The organism is Natronoflexus pectinivorans (assembly GCF_004345615.1).
GTDB classification, from domain to species: Bacteria; Bacteroidota; Bacteroidia; order Bacteroidales; family Marinilabiliaceae; genus Natronoflexus; species Natronoflexus pectinivorans.
The window spans coordinates 18,947-42,311 of the sequence record NZ_SLWK01000010.1; the positions used below are offsets into that span (position 1 = coordinate 18,947).

The window sequence follows — 23,365 nt, forward strand, 5'->3', positions numbered from 1 at the left end:
ATTGTTTGTAATATGTTTAAAAAAATATAATTTTTTAAATCCTATCGTGTTTTTTGTACTTATCGTGGGCGTAATGGTTTATTAATCCATTGTCCGTAAAGCGTTTTATATGCTTCTCGGCTGTCTTGTCTGGAATGCCAAATTTCTGAGCCACAGCTAAATAATCTTTCCGGCAGAACTCCTGTGGGAGTTCGTCTAAAAACTGTTGTTTTTGATTTTTAGGGGTTGTCGTTACCGCTTCGGCAGGCAGTTGTTGAAACACATTGGCAGCGTGCTGCACAAGTATTTTAACCATTGATAGGGCTGTATTGAAATCACTATCTATGCAAACTAGCGGAGAATGTATATCCCCTGTATCCATAATACGGAGTGTAGTGAGTGTCATTGCAATACGGAATGTAATAAGACCAAGCCTCCTAACAGTGGCGAGATAATCAGCGCCATACAAACACAAATACTGGTTTTGGGTATGGGCAAAATAGGCATTAAATGCCTGTTGCTGACCGGAGGTTAAGCAAAAGCGTGTTGGTTCCGATTGATATTGCAAATGTTTGTACAAATCAAAAAACTGATGCCCTAAGTGATAAAAATAACTGTCGAGTGTTTGGTCAGATGAATTGGCAAATACATCGTTCCAAACCGGGCGAACATTCATAAAATAGAACATAAAACGACTGAACAAGCCATTTTCGGCGCTTGGTATTAGTGCGGAAACTTGTTTGGGTGTTCCTGATAAAAGAGCAGATATACGGGGATTGTTGATTTCTACAAACTCCCTGTCTTTTCGTCTATTATATGAAATTGGTTCATGATGGAACGCCTTTCTAAATCCATCGGAATAATTTCCATGCTCACTTTTAAAAGTCATAGCCAGCGTGTCGCCTTCGGTTTCAAAAATAAGCCCTGAACCATTGTTGTCGTTTAATATCTGGAATAATCCTGTTGCGCTATTGTTGGCCGGAATAACCAACATTTTTACTGGAGGTTCTTTGGGGCGTTCTACTTCTGATTTGTTCTTTGTTGAGGCATATTCTGTCAGCTTTCTTTGATACTCTTCAAATTCGAGCTTTGAAATTTCCCTTAAAGACTGGTGTATAGGGTCAACCAGTTTACGGCATAAAGTTAAACGACCTTTACCAGCCGATGCCTGTGCCGTGACGAAGAGAAATAAATTAGGATAAACTTCCCTCTCAGCATAAATGCCATAAATATTAGGCAGACATGACGAAATTGCAACCAATGAACCAAGTAAAAGAAGGTCTCTGTCTTCGTAGGAGTTGGATTTTGCAACTACCTTTTGCAGAAGCTCCGGGAGGTCGGAATAGACTTCATCGGGAAATGTTGGGAGGTTAATTTCTTTTAGTTCCTCAATTTCCTCTAAATCTTCTTTGATAGAAGTTACCAGATTTGTTTCAATTGATTGATTACTGGATAGATGAGGTGTAGCTACACTCACGCCGGCTGACTTGGCAAGGTGGTAAAGTGTTTTGATAGTAACGCCGTGGCCGTGCGAAGCAAGGCAGGCGTTGTATTGCTTATCAGTTTCAGACTGGTTATAACCAGGGTAGAAACTGCTTAAACGATGATAATAAGACCGACCTCTTTCGCCCAAAGCGTCAGCGAGGGCAAAGCCAAGGTCTCTCCAATCTGTATAGTTTGGGGCAATATCAATGGATGCAGCTTCAATCCGCAGTGTTACTATTTCAATCTCATTTGAAGTATCAATATTTGATTGAGGTATTGCAGGAATTGAAACGGTGTTTTTTTCTGTGACATTATTTGTTGCCCAATCTGCGGGTTTAAATTTCTTCTTGCTCATGCTTCTTCAATAATAAAGGATTAATAAAAACGTCTGGGTCGTATGGCAGAAAGCAAGCCCGGGAAATGTCTTTTCCAGACTTATCAACTTCGACCGAATAGGTTTGTAAAATGTAGTTGGCTACCGAGGTGAAGTATTCACCATGGGGAGATTCTTGCGTATCTATTTCAATAATCCATTTCAAACCATCACCGGAAGGACTTACAAACAAAAGCTGGGTATCGAAATACTCGTCGGCAAGCAAGGCTTGGCGAAGAGTATCTAAATCTTGAACATGGTCGAAATCGATGCATAAAAGCTCGGAATGTTTTACAAGTGATTTATCACTCCGGGAATTGAATACACCCGAAAAGGTGCAATAGTCGAAGTTTGCAGCCTTGTATTTGCGAGCTTTGGCACTATCCGGTATGCCTCTGAGTTCTTCTGTTTGATGTTTGTAATAATCTCCCTTAATTGCATTATAGACCTGAGCCAATGAAACTGTTTTGTGTGGAAATACATTCCGTATCGGAGCTTTAAAAAATGAAAAGGCAAAGCCTTTTTCATTTACGGTGTTTACGGGCTTTTTATTAAGTGCTGGCTTGCAAGTTTTATTTTGCATGTAGAAACTCCAATTCTCCCCGATACGCAGGTTCATTTCTTTGTTCAGTATTTGCAATAGATTATCTCCTGACTGCTTGTAATGCAGTTCGGCGAAGTCGAACGCATCACCGGCAGGGATAGCATTATCACTGTCAGTATGCCTTGCAAACTCTTTATCCATTGCATTCCCCAAGATATTTTCTTTATAAATGAAAATATTCAATGTCGATTTATCGGCATTGAATGGGTTTTTAGCAGGGGAACAAGTCCTCCCCGAAAGGGAGAGGACTATTTCATCTGGATAATACAATCTCAAGATATGTGCATAAATACCAATGCCATATTGAGTTTTTGATAATACCACTTCTTTACTTATTGCCTCCATAACACCTGATTTTTACCATTGTATAATGGTTGTTAAGGATTCGGGAAATGTCAGAGCGGCGATAGTAGATTTTATTGCCAATGCGGGAAAATGGCAGTATGCCATTTGAACGCAAAGTTTGCAATGTCCGGGGGCTGATATGCAGAATTTGCATAACATCCTGATTGTCGAGCCAATCCTCCAACCTGTCAGCTAAAGGACTATTTACATTTGCAGGGCATGAAGAACAGGGATTTTCTTCCTGGTTAACTTGCTGTTTGCTTGTTGTAAAATGATTTCGGAAAGCAACTGCAAAAGGTTCCTGACTGTTTAGAAAGTAATTTGTCAGGATTTCGCCAATGGTTTTAGGTTCGCTCATTTCAAACCTCCCTTCTTGTTGGCGACAAATGCAGCTGCATCTTCCTGTAATTCTGAAACTGATTTGTGCTTGTCACCAATCAACCAGGAATCAATTTCGCTTTTTAGAAATTGGAGCTTTTTGCCTTTTTTGTGGTAAGGAATGAGCTTTTGTCCAATCCAACCATAGACAGTTTGACGGGCGGGCTTGCCAGGTAAATAATTACACAAATCCTGTAAATTAAACCACTTGTCAGATTCGGGCAGTTCTGACCTTGATGCACTAAGTAAGGTTTCTAGTCTCTCCACCTTACTAATTAAATACGCCAATGCCTGCGGCATATCATTAAATGAAATCTCCGTTTGAAAATGATTTACTTGCATTTTTCAAATTTTTAATTGTAAAAATTTGAGGCTCCATCAATGCCCAAGAGCCTCTTCTTTGAGCATTGACTTACACAAATCTACATTCAATAAATGCTGTATATCAGATATTTGCACTCCGTACGGAGTGACTACGGAGTGCGGAGTGGCATCAATAAAAAGAAAAAGACCAACGCTTTAGCGTCAGTCTTATATATATTTTCTTATTATTTTTTATCGTGAAACGGAGTGCGGAGTTTTATTTCATAATATTTGCAGCTCTTTCTATCTCAGATAATTTCAACTTTGGTTTTTTCTGGTCTCGCAAATTCGATTCATTAAATTGGCTGCCATCATCATCAACAAAGCATGTACAAACAATTTTCCATAAACTGTTACCCGGATAGGTAATGACTTTAAGCTCATTGTGTAGCAACTTAATAAAATATGATAAAGTACTTTTACCTCCTGTCCATCTGATAGGATTAACAACAAACTCACCTGAAAACACATGCCTGAAATCGGTTATACTTGTTCCTTTTGCTATAAAGCCATTCTTTTTTAAGGAATCCATCAAGTCTGGAATATTGCTGCTTTTTGTCTGAATATATTTATAGTTGAATGATAGAATTTCAGACTTTGTTTTATTGTCTTTTTGTTCTGCAGGAAGAACATTGATTACCTGAACTTCTTTTAAATAAGTATTTTCCGGTGCAGGTTTGTTTAGTATCCTACTATATATATCAGCGATATTCATTTTGTTGTCAGCATGAATAAACTCTGAAAAATAGCTTTGAACTTCTAAAAAACATTTAACCAATGAAACAAGGGTGTAATTGGTAATAAATGTAGATTCCTTGTGTTCCCTGTCGGTATTAAAATCGGCGTGTTTTGAAGTGATTAAGCTCAAATCATACCCTCTGCGAACAATCAAATCATTCGTGCTAACAAGTAAAGAATTTAGCTCGCCGTTAGCCTTTTTTAGCTTGAAAAGTATAATATTCTCACTGTCATTGAATGCACCTTCAATTAATTGATTTAGATATATCGTAATATCATTATTAACCAATCTTTGATAATATCGGATTTTGTTAGAAAAAGCAGGTATGGAAAAATCAAGGATGTAGTTTGCTAAAAATTGTTCCTGAACTATTGGATTGCTTCTTAATGCAGGGGCGTAAAAATCATCTGCTTTGATGTTTTTATCAAGCCAGGGGCGTAGGTCATTTAATATTATTGATTCAATTGTTTTCATGCCAGTATCATTCAGGTTTAATATTTAACTTGATTGCGTTTGTAGCTTTCTGTTTTTTCTCATCCACCACTTTTGCATAAATCTGAGTTGTTCTAACATTGGTGTGACCAAGCATTTTTGATACGGTGTATATATCTGTTCCTCCAGCCAATTGAAGGGTAGCGTATGTGTGGCGAAAGCAATGGAAAGTGATGTTGCGGGTAATTCCAGCGGATTTTATCCAGCGTTTTAATGGCCCCGAAATCCAAGAGGGGTCTGGTAAATCTTCAAAAATTAATTGCTCAGGCTTGCCGGGTTCTCCACATAGTTGATAGGCTTGTTCTGATATTGGCATATATTCAACACCTTTTGTTTTCTGTTGGGTAAAGTTGAGGCGAATTTGTTCGCCGACAACTTGTATTTCCTTCCATTTCAATTTTTGAATATCGCAATGGCGAATGCCTGTTAAGGCAGAGAATAAAGCGGCACGCTTTAATATCGGGCGGTCGCATGGCGTTTCTGCCAATATGTTTAATTCATCAACTGATAGGTGTTCTCTCCGGCTCTCTTTATCCTGTATGCCTTTTATTTTTGCTGAAATATCTACGGTTAAATAACCATCAACAAAGGCTTGCTTTAAACCGGCTTTAAAAATGCTGAAATAAGTTGCTGCAGTATTGTGTGAAACTGTTCCTGTTTTATTGCCACCCTGGGGAGCTGAAAGTATAAAGCGACGGATTTCTTCTGTTTTACCCATGCTGATTTGAGAAAACGGAAGCGGTTGGTTATTTGCGAATAGTTTTAGTAATTCTCCAACACGATTCCAATTAACAATAATGGATTGCGAGCTATTCCGGTGACGGTCTTTTGAAACCTTTGAAAAATATTCTATAAAATCTATCTGCTGGCGTTGGTTCTGAACTGCAAGTTCAGCCTCTTTCTCGGTATATAAATCTGCGTTATCATATTCTTTTTGTCGAATACTACGAACACCATCAGCAAAAATACAGGCTTCCTGGTCAATGATACCTTTGCATTGAATTATACCATTCACGTCTCTTTTGGGTTTGTATGTTTTTTTACCATCGGCAGAAGTTCGGGCGGTTCTTGATTTATCCCAAGCAGGTGTTGTTATGGTTCTGTTAAGTGCTTCTATTAATCGTTGAGGTTTGTCTGTTCCATTAAACACCGGATAGCTTTCAAGTATTAAATACCATTCGTTGCGATATTCAGATTTGCGGAGCTTGACAGTACATTTGGTTTTTGCGAGTTTCTTTTTCATTGTTCTGCGATTTATCTGTGAGCAAATATCCGGTCTATTTCAACTTTAGGAACATAAACGAATTTTCCTATCTGCTTTCTGGGTATGCCATTTTTGCGAATGGTTTTGTTAACGGTGGAGGCTGATATTCCAAATTTTTCGGTTATCTCTCCAATGGTGTAGCATTCATTCTGATTGTAATCGAGCTTCTTGTTTACTGCTTCGGGTTGGATATTAGAAACGCTTTCCACCTTTGGGAACATTGCTTCAATATGTACCCTGCTTATGCGTGTTAAACGCTCACCCAGATTTACTGCAGGTATATTACCCTTTTTGATTTGGCGGTAAATAGTATCTCTTGAAATGCCAAATAAGGCCACAGCTTCAGCAATTGAAATATAAGGGCGGTCGGTTGGCATTTGCTCAACCAGATTTTTGCGCTGTGCTTCTTTCTTTGTTTGTGATTTCTTTTTACGGTAGGCAGCCTGAGAACATTTATCGGAGCAATACCTGGAGGTTACTGTTTTAGCGTTGAACTGTGTGCCACAGATTTCGCAAGTCTTCGGAAGTATAAATTTGCTACCAGGCATATCAATCACTTTTATAGTTAATAGATAGTGATAAGTATGTATTTGTCGCACCTTATCATTAATTAAGTCGCGTAACAAATATGTAGCAAATATAAGAAAAATAACGATATAAATCAATAAATATCGAGAGAAAAGAAAATAAAAAAACCGCTGTAAACTAAGTGTTTACAGCGGTTTATATTTGGATAATAATCCTTGTTTTTGTGTTTTACTTTACTTCTTCAAAATCCACATCGGTAACACTGTCATCATCACCTTTAGAATCTCCACCCTGCTGTCCACCGGGTTGTCCGGCGTCTCCCTGAGGCTGTCCGCCTTCTTGCTGAGTGGCATTGTACATATCCTGTGATGCTGCCTGGAACACAGTGTTCAACTCGTTGGTAGCAGCATCAATGGCCTCAATATCCTGAGATTTATGAGCCTCTTTGAGTTTTTCCAAAGCACTTTCAATGGGTGCTTTTTTCTCGGCAGGTATTTTATCACCGAATTCTTTAAGTTGCTTCTCGGTTTGGAAAATCAAACTATCAGCCATATTCAGCTTCTCTATGCGCTCTTTTGCTTGCTTATCAGACTCGGCATTTGCCTCGGCTTCTTCCTTCATTCGTTTGATCTCATCTTCAGAAAGTCCTGATGATGCTTCAATACGAATGCTTTGCTCTTTTCCTGTACCTTTATCTTTAGCTTTTACATGTAAAATACCATTTGCATCGATATCAAAGGTTACCTCAATCTGAGGCACTCCCCTTGGAGCAGGCGGAATGCTGTCCAAATGGAATCTTCCGATGGTTTTATTATCCTTGGCCATTGGTCGCTCACCCTGTAAAACATGAATTTCCACAGAAGGCTGATTGTCGGCAGCTGTTGTGAAAGTCTCCGATTTTTTGGTCGGGATGGTTGTGTTTGCTTCTATCAACTTGGTCATTACGCCACCCATGGTTTCGATACCAAGAGAAAGTGGAGTAACATCAAGCAGCAATACATCTTTTACTTCTCCGGTTAAAACACCACCCTGAATGGCAGCTCCAACAGCAACCACCTCATCGGGGTTAACACCCTTTGATGGCTTTTTACCAAAGAAATCTTCAACCAATTTCTGAATGGCAGGAATACGAGTTGACCCACCGACCAGAATCACCTCATCAACATCAGAAGCAGTCATGCCCGCATCCTTTAGAGACTGACGACATGGCCCCAAAGCTCTTTGAATCAAGCCATCAGCCAATTGCTCAAATTGTGCACGGCTCAAAGTTTTAACAAGGTGTTTTGGAATACCATCTACCGGCATAATATATGGCAGGTTGATTTCGGTGCTGGTTCCGCTTGACAACTCAACTTTAGCTTTTTCAGCAGCATCCTTCAAACGCTGTAAAGCCATTGGATCTTTACGAAGATCTATATTCTCCTCTTTTTTAAATTCTTCTGCCAGCCAGTTGATAATAACGTCATCAAAGTCATCTCCACCAAGATGCGTATCACCGTTGGTAGATTTTACTTCGAATACGCCATCGCCAAGCTCAAGAATACTGATATCGAAAGTACCACCGCCAAGGTCGAATACAGCCACTTTCATATCTTTATTCTGTTTATCCAAGCCATATGCAAGCGAAGCTGCAGTAGGTTCATTGATGATACGACGAACTTTCAGTCCGGCAATTTCTCCGGCCTCTTTGGTCGCCTGACGCTGTGCATCGTTAAAATAAGCAGGTACGGTAATAACAGCCTCAGTCACTTCCTGTCCAAGATAATCTTCAGCAGTTTTCTTCATTTTTTGAAGAACCATAGCAGAAATTTCCTGTGGCGAATATTGACGATCGTCAATTTGCACACGGGGTGTATTGTTGTCGCCCTTAACTACTTTGTATGGAACACGGGTAACTTCATTGGGAATATCATTGTACATGCTTCCCATAAACCGTTTTATAGAATAGATGGTTTTTTCGGGATTCGTGATGGCTTGTCTTTTCGCCGGATCGCCTACTTTCCGTTCTCCATTGCCCACAAATGCCACGATTGAAGGAGTGGTTCTTTTTCCTTCACTATTAGGGATAACAACTGCCTCTTTGCCTTCCATTACAGAAACGCAAGAGTTGGTTGTTCCCAGATCGATTCCAATTATTTTTCCCATTTTAAATGATTGTTTATAATGTTTTAAATTTGTCACAATGTAAATTCGCTGTTGTTAAATCAAAGGATGTGCCATAACAAAAACAGCCACTGATTGCGCAAATATGACATTAAAAACAATCAAATGAAGTCTAATGCTGTCAGAATTGTGACAAATTGTCGCACAATGATACTGACAAACTAAGTAACGTTACTTTCCGGCAAAGTGACGCATGAACTGCACCCGGTGCAAACCGGCTGCATTTTCCACGTTGCTCTGATTAAGCTTTCCCCGAAATTGGGCAGGTGATTCAAACCCCTTCTCTGCCATCCAATCAGACAGTTGCTGATTGATCTCTTTCAGATAGGGAATGCCATTTTGATATAACGACGATGCAACCTGAACACCATTAGCACCTGCCAAAATCATTTTAGCAACTGCTGCTCCGTCATGAATGCCGGTGGTAGCCATCAGGTCACAACTAATTTTTCCGGATATCAAAGCAATCCACCTGAGTGGATTGATGTATTCATTGGGTTGGCTATATATGGGAGCCGGAATAATTTCAAGTGAATCCAAATCATAATCCGGCGAATAAAATCGATTAAACAAGGCTACTCCACTCGCTCCTGCCTGCGACAATTTGTTTATCATATTCGCCAATCCTGAATAATATGGACTGATTTTTACTGAAACCGGAATTGTCACCTCTTTAGTAACCGCTTCAACAATTTTCAAAGCAGCATCCTCGTAAAAGGCACCCTCCTGGTTTAAATCAGCCGGAAGGGAGAAAACATTTAACTCTACAGCATCAGCACCGGCTTCTTGGAAATATTGAGTAAAACGTGGCCAGTTATATGGAGTTATACAATTTACACTAGCAATTACCGGAATAGATAGTTCCTTTTTAGCCTCAAATATCAGTTTCAGATAATTCGTCAAAGTATCTTCAACATTAGTATTCTCATAGAATTCCATTGTTTCAGGATAGAGATAATTTTCTGAATGAAGTTTGTTCATATGTCTTTCCAGATCAACCACAATCTCCTCTTCAAATAAAGATTTAAGGACAACGGCACCTGCTCCATTAGCCTCCAACTCCTTTAGTTGCTCAATATTTCCGGTTAACCCACTGCTTGCAGCCACAATGGGTGAGGGCAACATCAACCCCATATAAAATGTAGATAAATCAACCATAACGCCAATTTCAAGTGTTTATAATATCTTTTTCAGTTGCTCCCGAAGCCTCGGGACGAGTTTCATTTATTGATTATGCTCCAAGTTACAAAGAACAAGACAAAAAGGATAATTCTAAAAAAACTTTTTTTTAAAACGGTCAGATTAATTTAGAAAATGGTACCTGAATAATCAATTTGGCTGCTGTTAGAATTAAAAAATGAACCATGGCTATTAAAAAGCAACGACTCAATCTGGTATTACCAGATTGAGTCGTTGCTTAAGTTTTATAGTAAAGACAACTCAGAGAGAGCTATCAATTTCTCAAAAAACTACTTTACATTATATTTGAAGTACTGTAAATTATGCCCCATACGCTTTTTCTTAGTATGCATATAAAATTCATTGAACTGATTTGGCTCAACTTCAATGGGGACGTTATCTACTATTTCGAGACCATATCCTTCTAATCCAATTCTTTTTATCGGGTTATTGGTCATCAACCGCATTTTGCAAACTCCAAGTTCTCTAAGGATCTGTGCACCAACGCCGTAATCTCTCTCATCAGCTTCAAACCCCAGCTCTATGTTGGCATCAACGGTATCAAGTCCTTCTTCCTGCAACTTATAAGCCTCAATTTTGCTCATGAGCCCAATTCCCCTGCCCTCCTGATTCATGTAAACAATCACACCACGCCCCTCTCTTTCAATGGTCTCCATGGCTTTTCTAAGTTGTTCGCCACATTCACAACGTTGAGATCCAAAAATATCGCCGGTAGCACAACTGCTATGAACCCGTACAAGAACAGGTTCATCTGCATTCCAACTGCCCTTAATCAGAGCCATGTGATCCAGCCCATTGGATTTTTGTCTGAAAGGAATAAATCTGAAATCACCGTAGATGGTTGGCAAATGTACTTCAACGCCTTTGGTAATCAAGCTTTCCTGTTTTAATCTGTAGGCGATCAAATCTTTAATGGATATGATTTTCAGACCAAATTTCTTACCGATTTCAATGAGTTCAGGCAACCGAGCCATGGTACCATCATCATTCATGATTTCCACCAATACACCGGCAGGATATAATCCGGCCAAACGAGCCAAATCCACAGAAGCTTCGGTGTGTCCCGCCCGACGCAATACGCCACGCTCCTTGGCCTTCAATGGAAAGATATGTCCGGGTCGACCCAAATCTTCCGGTTTTGTATCAGGGTTACACAAAGCCAGAAGCGTTTTCGCACGATCTGAAGCAGAAATCCCGGTTGTACACCCCTCACCAATAAGGTCGACAGAGACGGTAAAAGGAGTGGCATGAAGGGAAGTGTTTTGTCCCACCATTAAGTCCAGTTCCAGTTCCTCACATCTTTTCTCAGTAATAGGAGCACAAATTAATCCCCGGCCATGTTTGGCCATAAAGTTCACTTTTTCAGGAGTTATCAACTCCGCTGCCGCAATGAAATCACCCTCATTCTCACGATCTTCATCATCGACAACTATTACAAGATCTCCTTTTTTAATGGCTTCTATTGCCTCTTCAATACTATCCAGTTTTATATCACTCTGTTCAGACATATCAGGTATTTCGAATGTTATTTGATCACTATTTTGATTTCAAAAATCTTCTTTTTCTTGCAGGCAAAAATTAAATATTCAATTTAATAAAATTAACCGACTGATATACAATAGTTCGTTAATAATTCTCCATGAAAGATTTCAATGGTCTGAATTCTTTAGTTTTCGGATGACCGAAGCCTGTTCAAGCCCATAAAATATAAATTTCATCAAGGGAACTAATATGAGGGTATAACAATCGGATATAAAAATAAAGGCACAAAATTAATAAATTAAAGCAGTTTCGGACTATAGACCGACAAACAACTTGAGGATGCTTCTGTTCTATCTTAACTAGAGTCATATAAACAAGAACACTCATCTAACTAACAACATGACACTTAACCCACCTTTAACAATAAACAATTTGTTTTTTCACAGATTATATTAGTTGTTGAATTTGAAAGATTCATAAACTATAATCAGACACTGATGATATGAATTTGGCTGATCAGAAACAGGTCTATCCGCTCGATTTCCTCTATGCTAAAAATGTTAAACACCTCACTTACCAACACGTGCCAATATATTTAAATATTTTAGCCGGAAACCAGAGATTTTGAAATCACTCTCTTCTTCTCTTTTTCAGATATTTTTCAATCGTTTCTCTGAATTTTCTTAGATTTGAGTAGTAGACGTCGGCATTTAGCAATGCCGAATCGGTGGCCGATTTATATGTCAAAAATATACCAATCGGAAGCAGCACAAATGAAGAGAGCCACATACCCTGATGTACCATCCAGACTCCATCACGGGCAAACTTCGCCCCCATGGTGTCTATTACATAATACACAATAAAAAAGAAGATGGAGATGACCACCGGCATGCCAAGACCCCCTTTGCGAATAATCGCTCCCAATGGAGCTCCAATAAAAAAGAAAATCAAACATGCGAACGAAAGCGTAAACTTTCGGTGTATTTCCATTACATGACGTCTAATTCGCAAATCCTCCCTTTCTATAAATCGCATTTGATCATCGATGGATTGTTTGAGGTCTCGAACTGTTCGTAATGCATTCTGAATAACCATCTGCTTTTGAGATCCTTCAAGCGTTAAAAATAGAGAATCAACATTTACTAATACAGAAGCTGTATCTATCATATTCAGCCTATTGGCATGTGTTTGGTGAATGCGATTAAAATAAGAAAGGGAAGATCTATCTTCAATTAAATTCACAAACACGCCACGTTCTCCTCGAATAGAATCCAAATCGTGTGTTAGCTGTGCAATATTTTTCATTCTGTCACTTTGGCGAAACAAGCTTTCATCTGTACGTGAAAAATCAAATCCATGAACCTGCATAATTGCCACCTGTTTTCGGAACTCATCGGTTCTAAAAAGCCTGGAGTCACGTCTCTGCTGACGGCGATTACCCTCTGCCGTAACCCTTTCGTCGTAACGAATTCCGTCGTATAACGTCAGAACGAGATGACGCTTATCTGCTGACATTTGCAAAATCCCTGAATCAGCCAGTGTTACATTGCTATTTCTCGCATGCCTGTCCCGGTGATCATAAATCATCACATCTCTGAGCATATTGGTTTCACGATCCTTTTCGTTAACCTTAATACTGAAGTCATCAACACCTCTGTAAAAGACCCTCTCCTTAATATCCATTTCCAAGCGGGTTTCCCTGATACCATGAAGAATAGAAACCAATTTTAGATTAGCTACAGGCAAAACATTATTTGAAAAAGCATATGCAAAACCGGAAATGGCAATAATCAGGATGGAAATCGGTTTCATTATTTTTAAAAGAGAAACACCTGCCGCTTTTAGTGCTGTGAGCTCATAATTTTCTCCCAGATTTCCGAAAGTCATTAATGCTGCCAATAAAATAGCCAATGGCAAAGCCATTGGCACCACTTGTAGTGACGCATAAAATAAAAGTTCCCCAAGCACCGTCCACTCCAGCCCTTTTCCTACCAAATCATCCACGTATCGCCATAGAAACTGCATGACTAGGATGAACATGGCAATAAAAAAGGTCATTATAAGAGGTCCGATAAAACTCTTCAATATAAAAAGATGTAGCTTTTTCATTACAGATTTCTTTACAAACTCTGTTCCTAAAATAAAACACCCGGAACAGTGTGTCTGTTTCGGGTGCAAATTTAATGATTAGAAACTAAAAACAGGATTAAATCTTATGCAGAACCTAATCCATGTTTTAAAACATCAACTTGTTGGTTCCACAACTCCTTAGAATCCTCCACCTCTTCAGGCTCAACATGGTCAATAACAACCAAAGCCACATCTCCGGTCAGTTCATCTACATTAATCTGAAACTCAAACCATGAGCCATCCATTTCATCGTCAAGCCAAGTATAGCGAACCAATTTATTCTCTTTGCGAAGGGTTTGTTCAGCAGATTGGTGGCTCTCTCCCCAGATAAATATAAATTCTTTACCTTTAACCGAGACATCGTCTGCAAACCACTCGCTCAATCCGCTTGGGGTGCTTAACCTGTTAAAGAGAATAGCGGGTGATGTTTTGAGCATGTATTCCAGCTCGATTTTTTCTCTTTGTTCTGTCATTTTTTGAGTTCTAAAAGGATTATCGTTGGCAATATAATGGTTTTATTAATAAAAAAAAATCAATTATCACCTTTTTAATCAGAATTCTCAAACAAACTGTACAACAATAGATTAAACCTAATCTGATAGAATTTTACTATTTTTTGTAGGTTTTAGGTTGGAACAAATACAATAAAACATTACATTTGCAACCGCAAAAACGAGATGCCGAGGTAGCTCAGCTGGTTAGAGCGCATGATTCATAATCATGAGGTCGGCGGTTCAAGCCCGCCTCTCGGTACATTGAAAGTCAAAGGGTTGCATTTTATGCAACCCTTTTTTATTTGCCGTTGTAACACATTTGTAACACAAAAGCGGTTTTATACTATCCTTAAATAAGTTTTTATTTATTAGTATAATAAAAACATCAACTCAATCTTTCTCGTACAATAACATAGGAAAGTGTGCTTTTAGCTTTCTGTTATCTTTGTAATATTTTGTTTCTCAGTGGTGTTTACTTTAGCAAAACTGAATAATAGTGATTCATTGGAAGGTGCAAATAAAGAACAGTAGCGTACAAAAGAAAAGAAGCAAAGTTTAAATAGAATTTCATGTTTCTTTTTTTTATTAAATAAATCCAGTTAAATTTCAAGATGTTTTTAATCCTTAAATCATTTAACATGTTAAGATTTACTTTTTTGCTTTTTGTTTTAAGTTCTTTTACGGTAGGAGCTCAAATTAGCGATAATGCTTATGGCTCTATTACGCAAAGTGATTCAGAAATTAGCATCAACATTATTGATAAACCAGACCTTGAGCTAGTTGCTGCAAAGCAATTATATCTGGAGCAATGTTTATACAGTTATGCAAAACAAAAAGAAAGAGGAATAATGTTATCTATGGTAGGAGTTGCTATTAGTGGAGTTGGGATTTCTAGTTCGAATGACGTTCTGTCCTACGGGGGAGGTGCAATGTCTCTTATCGGTGTTTTTATCTCTCTGAATGCTAATAAATGGTTAAAAAGGACAACAATACAACCTAGTCAAGAAGGGGCTGTATTTAAATTTAGATTTTAAACAAAATATTAACAGTTTAATCTAATAGTTCTGAGAGAATTAAAAAAGAGCGTAACTAATGGCTCATCTTAACATTGCCCGTTCAATTTCATGGTATGGTATGCTTTCAGCTTTCTGTATTCGTTCCATAATTCGCAAATATCTTTTGGTTGGTTTTCCGGCATACGTTTTTTTGAAATGCTTTTTGTACAGTTCACTATAAAGCTCATCGCTTTTAAAGTAAGCCCCAAATGTTTTTTCTAATTCCCTGTACTTTTTGCTTTGGGTTTGTGTTTCGTACAAACAGCCTTTGAATGCTTCACGATGCAAAAAATAACCGCCTATTGAATACAATTTACGGCAACGCTTGTTTGTTTGTGGGCAAATGAAATACCATATTTCACCCCTATTCAGGTTTGAAGGGGTTGAGGTCAAATATACTTTATAATTTCGGGGTTCATCCCTGTATTTATAATCCAGTTCAATGTATGGGCGTTCGCTTAGGGTGTTTGCCCTTATTGAAATACTGCCTGATGGGTTTCCGTTCTTGCTCCAGTCTAATGTACCGCTTTTAATCTGTTTCGGGTCAAGGTAGCCCCAACCTTGCAACTTTGAAATATTTAGTTGTAACGCTTCATTGTATAGCGTTGGGAATGTTGGAAATTTTGGCATAGCTATTTCTTTTGAAACCTAAATAATTAAGGAACTTTACATATTACCATTGGATCGGTTCGCCTTCTGTGGGGTGTACTGTTTCAATCTTTGGGAATACATACGGCATAAGTTTACATACTATGTTTATACGTTCTTTTGGCTCTAATGCTTTAAGGGTTTCAGGTAAATTTTCAATTTCCTTTTGCATAATGGTTTTAAGGGTTTCACGCAAACCCATAGTAAGAACCTGGTCTTTTGTTTTCATATTACTCAATTTATAATTAATTTCTCAATATCAATTTTCGCTATACTCATTTGGTTGGTGTCAATTATTGAACTTTGGATAAATTCAGGCAAACACGACCTTTCATTATAAGACTTAACAGAAGGATAAACGGTAAAAGTTTTATCATAAAATGGTGTAGGAATAAATAGTTTCCCGGTATCTGAAACATAGACAATAATATTATGTATTTGTTTCTTTACAGGCTGTTCAATTCGTTCAGTTTTAAATACCTCAACTTTTGGCAAAGGTGCAACGTGTGAAAATAAAAGGTTTTGTTGGTGGGTAACTTTAGTAACTCCAGTAACTTTTTCGGGTTCGGGCTGTGGTGCTTGTTCCTGAATATTCTGTTTCCTGAATAGTCGCCAATCCTGTTTTATTAAATAGTCTGCAAGGTCGTAGCCTTCGCTTTTATCCCTTTCAGGTGCTAACTGCTCCAGTAAGTCCGAAAAGATAAAACGTGTACCGGGTAAACGGCTTTCATATTCTTTGGCTTTGGTTTCCCATTCTTTGAAGGTGTTACCGTCTTTAGATAAATCCGGGAATACATACACAAAACGCTCTTTTAATACTTTCAGCTTATCAAATGAAAAGCTGCTTTTATTGTAAACCGATAACCAAATAAGGCTTTCAGGTGTTTTTGGTAATCCAAAATACAATGTACCGTAAACGGCTGTTTTTGGGGCTTCAACCAATGCAACGGGATTGCTGTGGTATTTGCTTAATAGGTGTTCGCCAAATAAACAGGAAATTCGTTTATCCTGCTTCATGTATGCTTCCAACCATTCGGGCAACGGCTTATTGTTTCGGTCGTGGTGCTTTTCAATTATTGAATGTAAAAAATCCGTGCCAGTGGTGTGGTTCTGTTTATCAAATTGTTTTACCTGAACGGCTCTTACATTGCCCTTTATGTCAATAAAAGGAAAAGTATTTGCCCCTGCTCTGTAACCAATTGCAACCGTCCCCAATCGGTACGCCTGAATAACTTTTGTAACCTCATCAACTTCAAAGGGAAATTGCACCCTGTAAAATAGGTTCTGTATGAACGTGTTCTTTTCATAGCGTTCGGGCTGCAATGTTTGTTTGAATGTATCAAAGTCAAAAAATACGGGTTTAGTTTCGTGCTGTGGTGTTCCCTTTTTTCGCTGTGGCTTCCAGTTGTTCGGTAATTCTGAACGGTTGCCCCTTTCCTGTTCCCTTATTGCTTTTGCGTACCCGTCTGAATAAGGGTTTACAAAATAGTGTCCGTCTCCTTTGTCGCAACGTCCGTACTGTTCGGGTAAATAGTCGCCTGTTTCATTATCCACAAAGCGAACAAACCGTTTTTTACCACATTCAGGGCAAAGGTGCTTTTTACTGCCTTTTTCTAAACTGTATCGGTGCTTATCCATTTTCTGAAATTATTGTTTGTCACTTGGCACAAGTGGCATTTATGGCATAAGTAGTATTTGATTTTATGCCGTTTGTGTCAATTGTGCCAAATGCCATTTGATTAATACCGCTTTTCATATTCGCCCCTTGTATGGTTGTTAAACAATTCCTTGTTTGATATAAACCGCTTAAAAGTCCGTTCAGCCATTCCCATACTTTCAGCAACCTGAACGCCTTTGTTTGTTGTAAAGGTGTCGGGTAATGCTATGTAAAGGGTTTGTTTATCAGTGGGCAACTTATCCAACGGACTTGCATTTGACACAATAGAATGTACCTTAATAGCTGTTTTTTTGAAGTACTCAACCAACTTTAAAGCCCCTTGTACCGCTTCCATTCCAACAGCCTGTTTATTACTTTCATTACAGGCGTATTGTACCATTTGAAGTATTAAAGCCAACCGAACAGCGTACATTTCTATTTTGGCATTTATACCGCTTATGGCTTCGTTTTCGGGCTTATTGCTTTGGTCTGTCAATTCCCTTTGCCATTCAAATAAAAGTTGCTTTGCTTCGGGTGTAAACCTCAATATTTCGGGCTGTGGGTTGTTGGTTTCGTCCTGAATTATTGATACGTCCAAAAGGTTTGAAATAATGGTTTGCCAATTCTCAACTATTGACGGGCTTAATTCCGTTTCGCTCCAGTATTCTTTTTTCAAGTTGTCGGGTACAACAAACAGCAACCTATCTAAAAACCCGTTTTCGGTTCTATTGTCTGCCAACTCATTAAGTACGCCCGGTTGTATTGTACCTGCAACCGAAATAAAGGGCAACGGTATATTGTATTGGTCGCTTGTTTTACGGTTTACTTTTACGGTGTTTCCGCTCCATACACTTAACCAAAATTCCTGTTCGCTGCCTTTATTGTATCGGTTGAAATTCTTAAACCAACTTGCTAATTCGTCCACGTTAACGCCCAAACCTCTTTTATTGTAGCTGTGAACACTTACAAGGGCTTCGGGTGTAAAGTCGCTAATTAAATACTGTTCCCAAATTGGTTTTATTGGTTCGTTATACCCTTGCTGTTCCCTTTCCTTTTTTGTAAGGGCTGCAATAGTTTCATATTCCTGCATTTTCCTTTGGTATTCCTGATATTTCAGATTGTCCCGTTGCTCAATTGGTTTAATAGCCCATTTCAAAGGATGCGTTTTATTTGTGCCGGGTTTTCCTACAATCGCAAGGTATAAAACAGCGGTCTGTTCATACCCTCTCATTATTTCAGCTCTGTGAGTGTTCCCAATAGAAACAGAAACAGCGTACAACATTGAAGTTCCTATAAAGTCAATAGGGAATTTCAGGCTTTCATTTGTGGCTGTAATTATTTGCTGTATCGGTTCGGGAAATGCCTCAACCGGAAAAGGGTTTTGTTTCGCTTTCTGTTCAGCTTCTACGGTCTTTTTCAGCCCCTCAACGTGCTTTAAGATAGTAGCCGGGTTGTTGAGGTCGTCAAATACTGGTTTTATTTTTTTTGCTTCCATTACTCAAATAAGTTTAATTGGTTAGTATTTGATTTTAACAACCTTTTAAACTCATTGGGGTTGGTGCTTATTAAATGCGCCGGGTGCTTTGTGAATGGGCAAATAACCTCATCAATTGATTGAACTAAATTACCGTTCTTTTCAAGCGTACGTTTGTACCTGCAACCTGCTTCGATAGGTATATTTAAAGCTGTACAAAGAGTTTTCTTTGTTGTAGTAACGTGCTTTAGTGCAATTGCAAATAAATGTTCTTCTGAATACTGCTTCTTAAGTTCTAAAAGGCTAAATCCAGTACCTTTTTCAACTTGTTTAACAATGAATCGTAATATTAATTGCTTATCTTTGCCGTGTCCTTTATGCGAAAAGACTTTAGGGCTGTTCATTTGGTTACTTTCCATCGTCCAGCCCTTTCTTTTTGTTCGACAAATTCGCTTCTGTTTCCTGTTCTATTTCGGTGGTAGTTTTAATACGCCCGTCTTTTATCCAATTGATGATAATATCACGTTGGAAATACAGGCGTTTACCTCTCTTACATACGCCCGGCAATTCACCTTTGGAATGCTTAGAATAGATAGTTGCAACGGATAGGCTCAATAAGTCGGATGCTTGCTGAATAGTTAGAAGCTGTTCCGGCTGTTCGGTGATGGGGTGTTCCTGCTTCTGGAGTAATAAGCTTTTAAGTTCGCTAACTTCTTTAGTTAGCACTGTTACCGCTCTGGGCAACTGGTCGAATGTTAATACTTGTTCCATTACAAAAGATTTTAAATGTTTCTTTTGCAATGTTAGGTGTGGGATTTACGGGTAAAAAGGTGGTATTTACGGGCTTCTTTGTTTCTATATTATTAGTTGGATTTACCTTGTTAATGCTTTGTACAAATCCTGTTTCGCTTCCTTTTCAAAGTGGCTTAAAACCTTAATAAGTTTAAAATATTTATCATCGGTACTTAGTTTGTTTTCATTGCTCAACTCTTTATGTATTTCGCCTAATGCTTTTGCAACCTTTGTTTTACAAGTTCTTTTTAGCTGTATTGTCGTTTCGGGTAATGTATAGGGCGTGTATTCAAAAAAGTTAGTAAGTAACTCAGTAAACAAATTGTAATCATGTTCAGAAACAAAGGCATATTGCCAACCTTTTTTATCTATGCTAGCAAAGGTTTGAAAAATAAATTGCTTTGTTTTGCTTTCGGTTATATTAATCGGTTGCGGTGGTAAAGCTTCATTATTATAGGTGCTTTCATCAATCGTAAATATTTTCTCATAAATAGGGAAATCCCTTATTATTAACTCCCATGCACAATAAATAAGTGCCATGTATTCGCCATACTCAAAGGCTTTCGATTCATTGAAATACGGGGTTTGCTTTTTGTTGCTGCCGTATTTATAACTTATGGTTGGGGCGTGGTAATTATGCCGGATATTTTTCTCTATTTGAAAACGCATTGCATCCGGGTGGCAAACAATCCCTATTTTATATTGATTGAAAAACCCTTCACCATAATTAGTCCATGGATATTTTAATCGTGCCTCCTCAATATAATTAGAAACGGATTCAGGAACATAAACTACTACACCACTATCTTTGTCTGTTACCTTTATAAATTTGAAGTACTTATTATAGTAGCTTAATGCTATTCCATTTAATTCTATAACTTCAATATCTAAAGGTTTAATTTTTGGACAAATAGTTTTGGGAGACTTCTTTCTTAATTCTTTCTCCAAATAACCCTTTAAATAAATATGTTCAGCAAACAAAATAACGGTTGTATTTCCCATCGCCTGAACAGTCGTTAAAGCATGATCTTTATAGTAATCTGCTTTAATCCTTAAATACTCAATCTCTTTTGCGTATTCTGAATAAGAATAATCTTTATAAATATCAAACATGCTTTCATGTAACAGGCTTTCTGCTTTCTGTTCAAAGTCATTTAGTTTTTTTAATTCAGCCTTTATAAAGTTTTCAGAAAGTGGTGTTTTCAACTTTTCCGGAAAACGCTTCATTCTTATTTCAACATCAAAATAAGTGCGTGCATTATTCTTTAAAAACCAGTATGTAAATTCAGGGTTATTCAATCCCTCTAAAAAATGTTCGTTGTAAATATATTCAGGAATAAATAAAGGTGAAATAAGTCTGTAATTTGTGCCAAATAACTTTACTAATTGTTTCTCTTTGGCCTGTTCTTGTTCAATTGTAAATTCATATTCACCAAATTGTTTAGTCAATGGTTCGTTGAAATGTTTATCAATTATCCTTTTCCAGTAATCCAGCTTTTCAGTAATTGAAAGGTTTGTATCAATTTCAATATTCAGTGCATTTTTACCGCTTATAATTTCAGCTAATTCAGTATAGCTACTTATCTCAATTGTTTTGGTTTCAAAGGCTTCAAATTCGTTCTGTTCTGATTCTTTGAAAAAGTCGAAAAGGATTTTTAATACTTCGTCCAAATCGCTAAAGAAAAAAACTAATCCAAAAAACGCTTCGCCTTTGGTCGCTGTTCTGTATTCCAAATATTTGTTTTTGTGGTTGAATATTTCGGGCAAATCAGAGTTATGAAAATCCCTTTTTAGTTTCTCTATTTCCGGCAAAAAATTGTTTCTCCATTCACCTTTATAATACTGGTTTGTATCGTTAAAATCGCAAATGTTTAATTCATTCGATTTGGCTTGTATCGGGGTTAAAATGTACCCCTGAATTACTTTGAACTTGTTTTTAATTTGTTCCTGCACCTCATCATATTTCAATTTGTCTTTAAATGTCTTTTTTGAACTTACTTTTTGGCGTTCCTTATCCAGTAAATGAAGTTCGTTTATTACCTCATCATACTGTTTGAAATTCTCAATATTAGAATGTAGGTAATCAATAAATTGAAACAGGGCTTTTATTTTCGGTGTAATCATTTGTCCTTTATGCTTTAATAAAATAGAAACCTAATTTGCTTTTTTAAATCCAGCCGTTAAAACGTTTGTTTGTTCCTGAATGTGTTCCTTTTCAAAGCTATCTAAATAATTTTCGGTTACAAGTACAGAACTATGCCCCAGCAATTCACTAATTAACCCAACGTTTGCCCCTGATCGTTTTAATACGGTTGCAAAGCTATGCCGGGCAAAATATGTGGTTATAATTTTATCTATTTTTAATTCAATGGCAATCCGTTTCATGTATTTATTAATTGTCTTCGTTAATTGCTTAATAGTTGCCTTTTCGTCTTCGGCTGTCATTCCCGGCTTTAGGTGTGGGAAAATATAAGCATCTTTTGTTATTGATGGTTGCCCCCATTTTTTTATAATGCTCCATGTTTCAGGCTTTAAAGCAACTGCAATTAATTTGCCCTTTTTTCTGCTTCTTTTGGTCTTTTCTCTTTTATAGGATAAAATATTATCATCAATATTACTCCATTTCAACAAACAAAAATCCTTTACATTCATGCCATTACTCAAATAAAGAAAAAGCCAATAATCTTTTGCCATTTCTTTTGTGGAATATTCCGGGGCTTCATAGTTGTAAATACTTGAAATTTCATCTATTGATAAAGCCTTTTTAGTATTTGCACCTGTTGGAATCGTGTATTTATTTTCACCCTCCCCAAATGGATAAATGCTTTTATCAATGTTTTGCATGTTATAAATGGATCGCAAACTTCTTAAATAAATGCCTATGGTTGTAATGCTTTTACCATTTTCAAGCATCCAGTTTTCATACTTCGATAAAAACTTTGGTGTTACATCCGCAAATGATACATTCTTTTTGAATCTCTCTAAACTCTTTTTTGCCGTATCGTAGCTTTCGGCTGTGGATAGCCTCTTTTCAGTTTTAAGCTGCTCAATGTATCTATCAAAGGCAAAAGAAACGCTATTTGTAACATTTCGCTTTTCAAAATAAAACTGTTCAAATCCATCAAAAGTAAAAACAGTCAGGTTCTTTATTGCTTCATTGGCCTTATTAAGATAGAACAGTATTTTTTGATAGGTTTGTTTCTGTTCTTTTGTTTTTCGTTTACCGTTGCCCTCCGGTTGCATTATCTTTTCAAACTCATCAGGAAGCAGATCAATACCAGTTGAAAAATACCGCCTCTTTCGGTCGTAGGTTACTTTGATTTTAACAGAACATTGGTCGTTTTTCTTTGGCCTTAATTCGTCTAAGTAAACATTTGCTGTTGCTTCTATCATGGCTAAATCATTTTTGTAACACAATTGTAACACAAATATACTCAAACAACGCAAAACAAACAACTAAAAAGACAAAACTTTAAAGCCTTATAAATCACTATTTCAATAAGTTAAATGTATTTTAGTAATTTTATCTATTTGCTTATTTTGTAGCAAAATTATGATTCATAATCATGAGGTCGGCGGTTCAAGCCCGCCTCTCGGTACTAAAAAAGAGTTGTAAGATTAATCTTACAACTCTTTTTTTTTGCTAAAAACTCTCAGGCATCTCCATCCTGTTTCAATAAGCCATCCTTAAAACAACTTCTAACGCTTAAAATCATATCC

21 protein-coding genes and 1 tRNA gene are annotated in these 23,365 nt (G+C 37.6%); 2 read left to right on the forward strand and 20 right to left on the reverse strand.

Features of this window, described 5'->3' with window-relative positions; translation table 11 throughout:
• Positions 1 to 34 precede the first annotated feature (34 nt).
• From EV194_RS12375 to EV194_RS12430, 12 genes are all read right to left on the reverse strand, one after another.
• On the reverse strand, positions 35 to 1,819 hold the full coding sequence (locus tag EV194_RS12375; protein WP_132434359.1) for a DUF3987 domain-containing protein: 1,785 nt from the start codon (positions 1,817 to 1,819) through the stop codon (positions 35 to 37).
• Complete coding sequence (locus tag EV194_RS12380) at positions 1,800 to 2,786, reverse strand: BT4734/BF3469 family protein (RefSeq protein WP_132434360.1); 987 nt, start codon at positions 2,784 to 2,786, stop codon at positions 1,800 to 1,802. The genes EV194_RS12375 and EV194_RS12380 overlap by 20 nt, the downstream gene beginning before the upstream one ends.
• Positions 2,770 to 3,144, reverse strand: coding sequence for a helix-turn-helix domain-containing protein (locus EV194_RS12385; RefSeq protein WP_132434361.1), 375 nt, complete (start codon positions 3,142 to 3,144; stop codon positions 2,770 to 2,772). The genes EV194_RS12380 and EV194_RS12385 overlap by 17 nt, the downstream gene beginning before the upstream one ends.
• Positions 3,141 to 3,506 (reverse strand): helix-turn-helix domain-containing protein, encoded by a 366-nt coding sequence (locus EV194_RS12390; protein WP_207916036.1) that lies wholly within the window; start codon positions 3,504 to 3,506, stop codon positions 3,141 to 3,143. The genes EV194_RS12385 and EV194_RS12390 overlap by 4 nt, the downstream gene beginning before the upstream one ends.
• A gap of 238 nt (positions 3,507 to 3,744) precedes the next feature.
• Positions 3,745 to 4,740 (reverse strand): hypothetical protein, encoded by a 996-nt coding sequence (locus tag EV194_RS12395; RefSeq protein ID WP_132434362.1) that lies wholly within the window; start codon positions 4,738 to 4,740, stop codon positions 3,745 to 3,747.
• A 7-nt stretch (positions 4,741 to 4,747) separates the two neighbouring features.
• The gene (locus EV194_RS12400) at positions 4,748 to 6,001 is read right to left on the reverse strand and encodes a site-specific integrase (RefSeq protein ID WP_132434363.1); all 1,254 of its coding nucleotides are present in this window, start codon (positions 5,999 to 6,001) and stop codon (positions 4,748 to 4,750) included.
• Positions 6,002 to 6,012: 11 nt separating this feature from the next.
• Positions 6,013 to 6,570, reverse strand: a complete 558-nt coding sequence (locus EV194_RS12405) for a helix-turn-helix domain-containing protein (protein WP_132434364.1) — start codon at positions 6,568 to 6,570, stop codon at positions 6,013 to 6,015.
• A 208-nt stretch (positions 6,571 to 6,778) separates the two neighbouring features.
• Positions 6,779 to 8,695 carry a molecular chaperone DnaK gene (dnaK, locus tag EV194_RS12410; RefSeq protein ID WP_132434365.1) on the reverse strand — a complete coding sequence of 639 codons (1,917 nt, stop codon included), beginning with the start codon at positions 8,693 to 8,695 and terminating at the stop codon, positions 6,779 to 6,781.
• 189 nt (positions 8,696 to 8,884) lie between these two features.
• Positions 8,885 to 9,871 (reverse strand): dihydroorotate dehydrogenase-like protein, encoded by a 987-nt coding sequence (locus EV194_RS12415; RefSeq protein ID WP_132434366.1) that lies wholly within the window; start codon positions 9,869 to 9,871, stop codon positions 8,885 to 8,887.
• A gap of 311 nt (positions 9,872 to 10,182) precedes the next feature.
• Complete coding sequence (locus EV194_RS12420; protein ID WP_132434367.1) at positions 10,183 to 11,421, reverse strand: bifunctional 3,4-dihydroxy-2-butanone-4-phosphate synthase/GTP cyclohydrolase II; 1,239 nt, start codon at positions 11,419 to 11,421, stop codon at positions 10,183 to 10,185.
• Between the two features lie 604 nt (positions 11,422 to 12,025).
• The gene (locus EV194_RS12425; RefSeq protein WP_132434368.1) at positions 12,026 to 13,504 is read right to left on the reverse strand and encodes an LptF/LptG family permease; all 1,479 of its coding nucleotides are present in this window, start codon (positions 13,502 to 13,504) and stop codon (positions 12,026 to 12,028) included.
• 104 nt (positions 13,505 to 13,608) lie between these two features.
• The gene (locus tag EV194_RS12430) at positions 13,609 to 13,998 is read right to left on the reverse strand and encodes an START-like domain-containing protein (protein WP_079558043.1); all 390 of its coding nucleotides are present in this window, start codon (positions 13,996 to 13,998) and stop codon (positions 13,609 to 13,611) included.
• Positions 13,999 to 14,204: 206 nt separating this feature from the next.
• Here EV194_RS12430 and EV194_RS12435 point away from each other — a divergent pair.
• Together EV194_RS12435 and EV194_RS12440 are read left to right on the forward strand one after the other, a co-directional pair.
• Positions 14,205 to 14,278, forward strand: a tRNA-Met gene (locus EV194_RS12435).
• Positions 14,279 to 14,657: 379 nt separating this feature from the next.
• Positions 14,658 to 15,053, forward strand: coding sequence for a hypothetical protein (locus tag EV194_RS12440; protein ID WP_132434369.1), 396 nt, complete (start codon positions 14,658 to 14,660; stop codon positions 15,051 to 15,053).
• Positions 15,054 to 15,116: 63 nt separating this feature from the next.
• Here EV194_RS12440 and EV194_RS12445 read toward each other — a convergent pair whose 3' ends face one another.
• The 8 genes from EV194_RS12445 to EV194_RS12480 all read right to left on the reverse strand — a co-directional run bounded on the left by EV194_RS12445 (position 15,117) and on the right by EV194_RS12480 (position 23,038).
• Positions 15,117 to 15,704, reverse strand: coding sequence for a hypothetical protein (locus EV194_RS12445; RefSeq protein WP_132434370.1), 588 nt, complete (start codon positions 15,702 to 15,704; stop codon positions 15,117 to 15,119).
• 43 nt (positions 15,705 to 15,747) lie between these two features.
• The gene (locus EV194_RS12450) at positions 15,748 to 15,951 is read right to left on the reverse strand and encodes a hypothetical protein (RefSeq protein ID WP_132434371.1); all 204 of its coding nucleotides are present in this window, start codon (positions 15,949 to 15,951) and stop codon (positions 15,748 to 15,750) included.
• Between the two features lie 5 nt (positions 15,952 to 15,956).
• Entirely contained in the window at positions 15,957 to 17,360 is a 1,404-nt protein-coding gene (locus tag EV194_RS12455) for a DUF6371 domain-containing protein (protein WP_207916037.1), read from the reverse strand.
• Positions 17,361 to 17,461: 101 nt separating this feature from the next.
• The gene (locus EV194_RS12460; protein WP_132434372.1) at positions 17,462 to 18,874 is read right to left on the reverse strand and encodes a YfjI family protein; all 1,413 of its coding nucleotides are present in this window, start codon (positions 18,872 to 18,874) and stop codon (positions 17,462 to 17,464) included.
• Positions 18,874 to 19,272: a hypothetical protein gene (locus EV194_RS12465; protein WP_132434373.1), complete on the reverse strand. Its 399-nt coding sequence runs from the start codon at positions 19,270 to 19,272 to the stop codon at positions 18,874 to 18,876. The genes EV194_RS12460 and EV194_RS12465 overlap by 1 nt, the downstream gene beginning before the upstream one ends.
• Entirely contained in the window at positions 19,262 to 19,624 is a 363-nt protein-coding gene (locus EV194_RS12470; RefSeq protein ID WP_132434374.1) for a helix-turn-helix transcriptional regulator, read from the reverse strand. Before EV194_RS12470 ends, EV194_RS12465 begins: the two co-directional genes overlap by 11 nt.
• A 102-nt stretch (positions 19,625 to 19,726) precedes the next feature.
• Entirely contained in the window at positions 19,727 to 21,769 is a 2,043-nt protein-coding gene (locus EV194_RS12475; protein ID WP_132434375.1) for a hypothetical protein, read from the reverse strand.
• 30 nt (positions 21,770 to 21,799) lie between these two features.
• Entirely contained in the window at positions 21,800 to 23,038 is a 1,239-nt protein-coding gene (locus EV194_RS12480; protein WP_132434376.1) for a site-specific integrase, read from the reverse strand.
• Positions 23,039 to 23,365: the final 327 nt, after the last annotated feature.

Coding starts and splice junctions, on each gene's coding strand:
- EV194_RS12375 (WP_132434359.1), bottom strand. CDS start 1,819: ATGAGCAAGAAGAAATTTAAACCCGCAGATTGGGCAACAAATAATGTC.
- EV194_RS12380 (WP_132434360.1), bottom strand. CDS start 2,786: ATGGAGGCAATAAGTAAAGAAGTGGTATTATCAAAAACTCAATATGGC.
- EV194_RS12385 (WP_132434361.1), bottom strand. CDS start 3,144: ATGAGCGAACCTAAAACCATTGGCGAAATCCTGACAAATTACTTTCTA.
- EV194_RS12390 (WP_207916036.1), bottom strand. CDS start 3,506: ATGCAAGTAAATCATTTTCAAACGGAGATTTCATTTAATGATATGCCG.
- EV194_RS12395 (WP_132434362.1), bottom strand. CDS start 4,740: ATGAAAACAATTGAATCAATAATATTAAATGACCTACGCCCCTGGCTT.
- EV194_RS12400 (WP_132434363.1), bottom strand. CDS start 6,001: ATGAAAAAGAAACTCGCAAAAACCAAATGTACTGTCAAGCTCCGCAAA.
- EV194_RS12405 (WP_132434364.1), bottom strand. CDS start 6,570: ATGCCTGGTAGCAAATTTATACTTCCGAAGACTTGCGAAATCTGTGGC.
- dnaK (WP_132434365.1), bottom strand. CDS start 8,695: ATGGGAAAAATAATTGGAATCGATCTGGGAACAACCAACTCTTGCGTT.
- EV194_RS12415 (WP_132434366.1), bottom strand. CDS start 9,871: ATGGTTGATTTATCTACATTTTATATGGGGTTGATGTTGCCCTCACCC.
- EV194_RS12420 (WP_132434367.1), bottom strand. CDS start 11,421: ATGTCTGAACAGAGTGATATAAAACTGGATAGTATTGAAGAGGCAATA.
- EV194_RS12425 (WP_132434368.1), bottom strand. CDS start 13,504: ATGAAAAAGCTACATCTTTTTATATTGAAGAGTTTTATCGGACCTCTT.
- EV194_RS12430 (WP_079558043.1), bottom strand. CDS start 13,998: ATGACAGAACAAAGAGAAAAAATCGAGCTGGAATACATGCTCAAAACA.
- EV194_RS12440 (WP_132434369.1), top strand. CDS start 14,658: ATGTTAAGATTTACTTTTTTGCTTTTTGTTTTAAGTTCTTTTACGGTA.
- EV194_RS12445 (WP_132434370.1), bottom strand. CDS start 15,704: ATGCCAAAATTTCCAACATTCCCAACGCTATACAATGAAGCGTTACAA.
- EV194_RS12450 (WP_132434371.1), bottom strand. CDS start 15,951: ATGAAAACAAAAGACCAGGTTCTTACTATGGGTTTGCGTGAAACCCTT.
- EV194_RS12455 (WP_207916037.1), bottom strand. CDS start 17,360: ATGGATAAGCACCGATACAGTTTAGAAAAAGGCAGTAAAAAGCACCTT.
- EV194_RS12460 (WP_132434372.1), bottom strand. CDS start 18,874: ATGGAAGCAAAAAAAATAAAACCAGTATTTGACGACCTCAACAACCCG.
- EV194_RS12465 (WP_132434373.1), bottom strand. CDS start 19,272: ATGGAAAGTAACCAAATGAACAGCCCTAAAGTCTTTTCGCATAAAGGA.
- EV194_RS12470 (WP_132434374.1), bottom strand. CDS start 19,624: ATGGAACAAGTATTAACATTCGACCAGTTGCCCAGAGCGGTAACAGTG.
- EV194_RS12475 (WP_132434375.1), bottom strand. CDS start 21,769: ATGATTACACCGAAAATAAAAGCCCTGTTTCAATTTATTGATTACCTA.
- EV194_RS12480 (WP_132434376.1), bottom strand. CDS start 23,038: ATGATAGAAGCAACAGCAAATGTTTACTTAGACGAATTAAGGCCAAAG.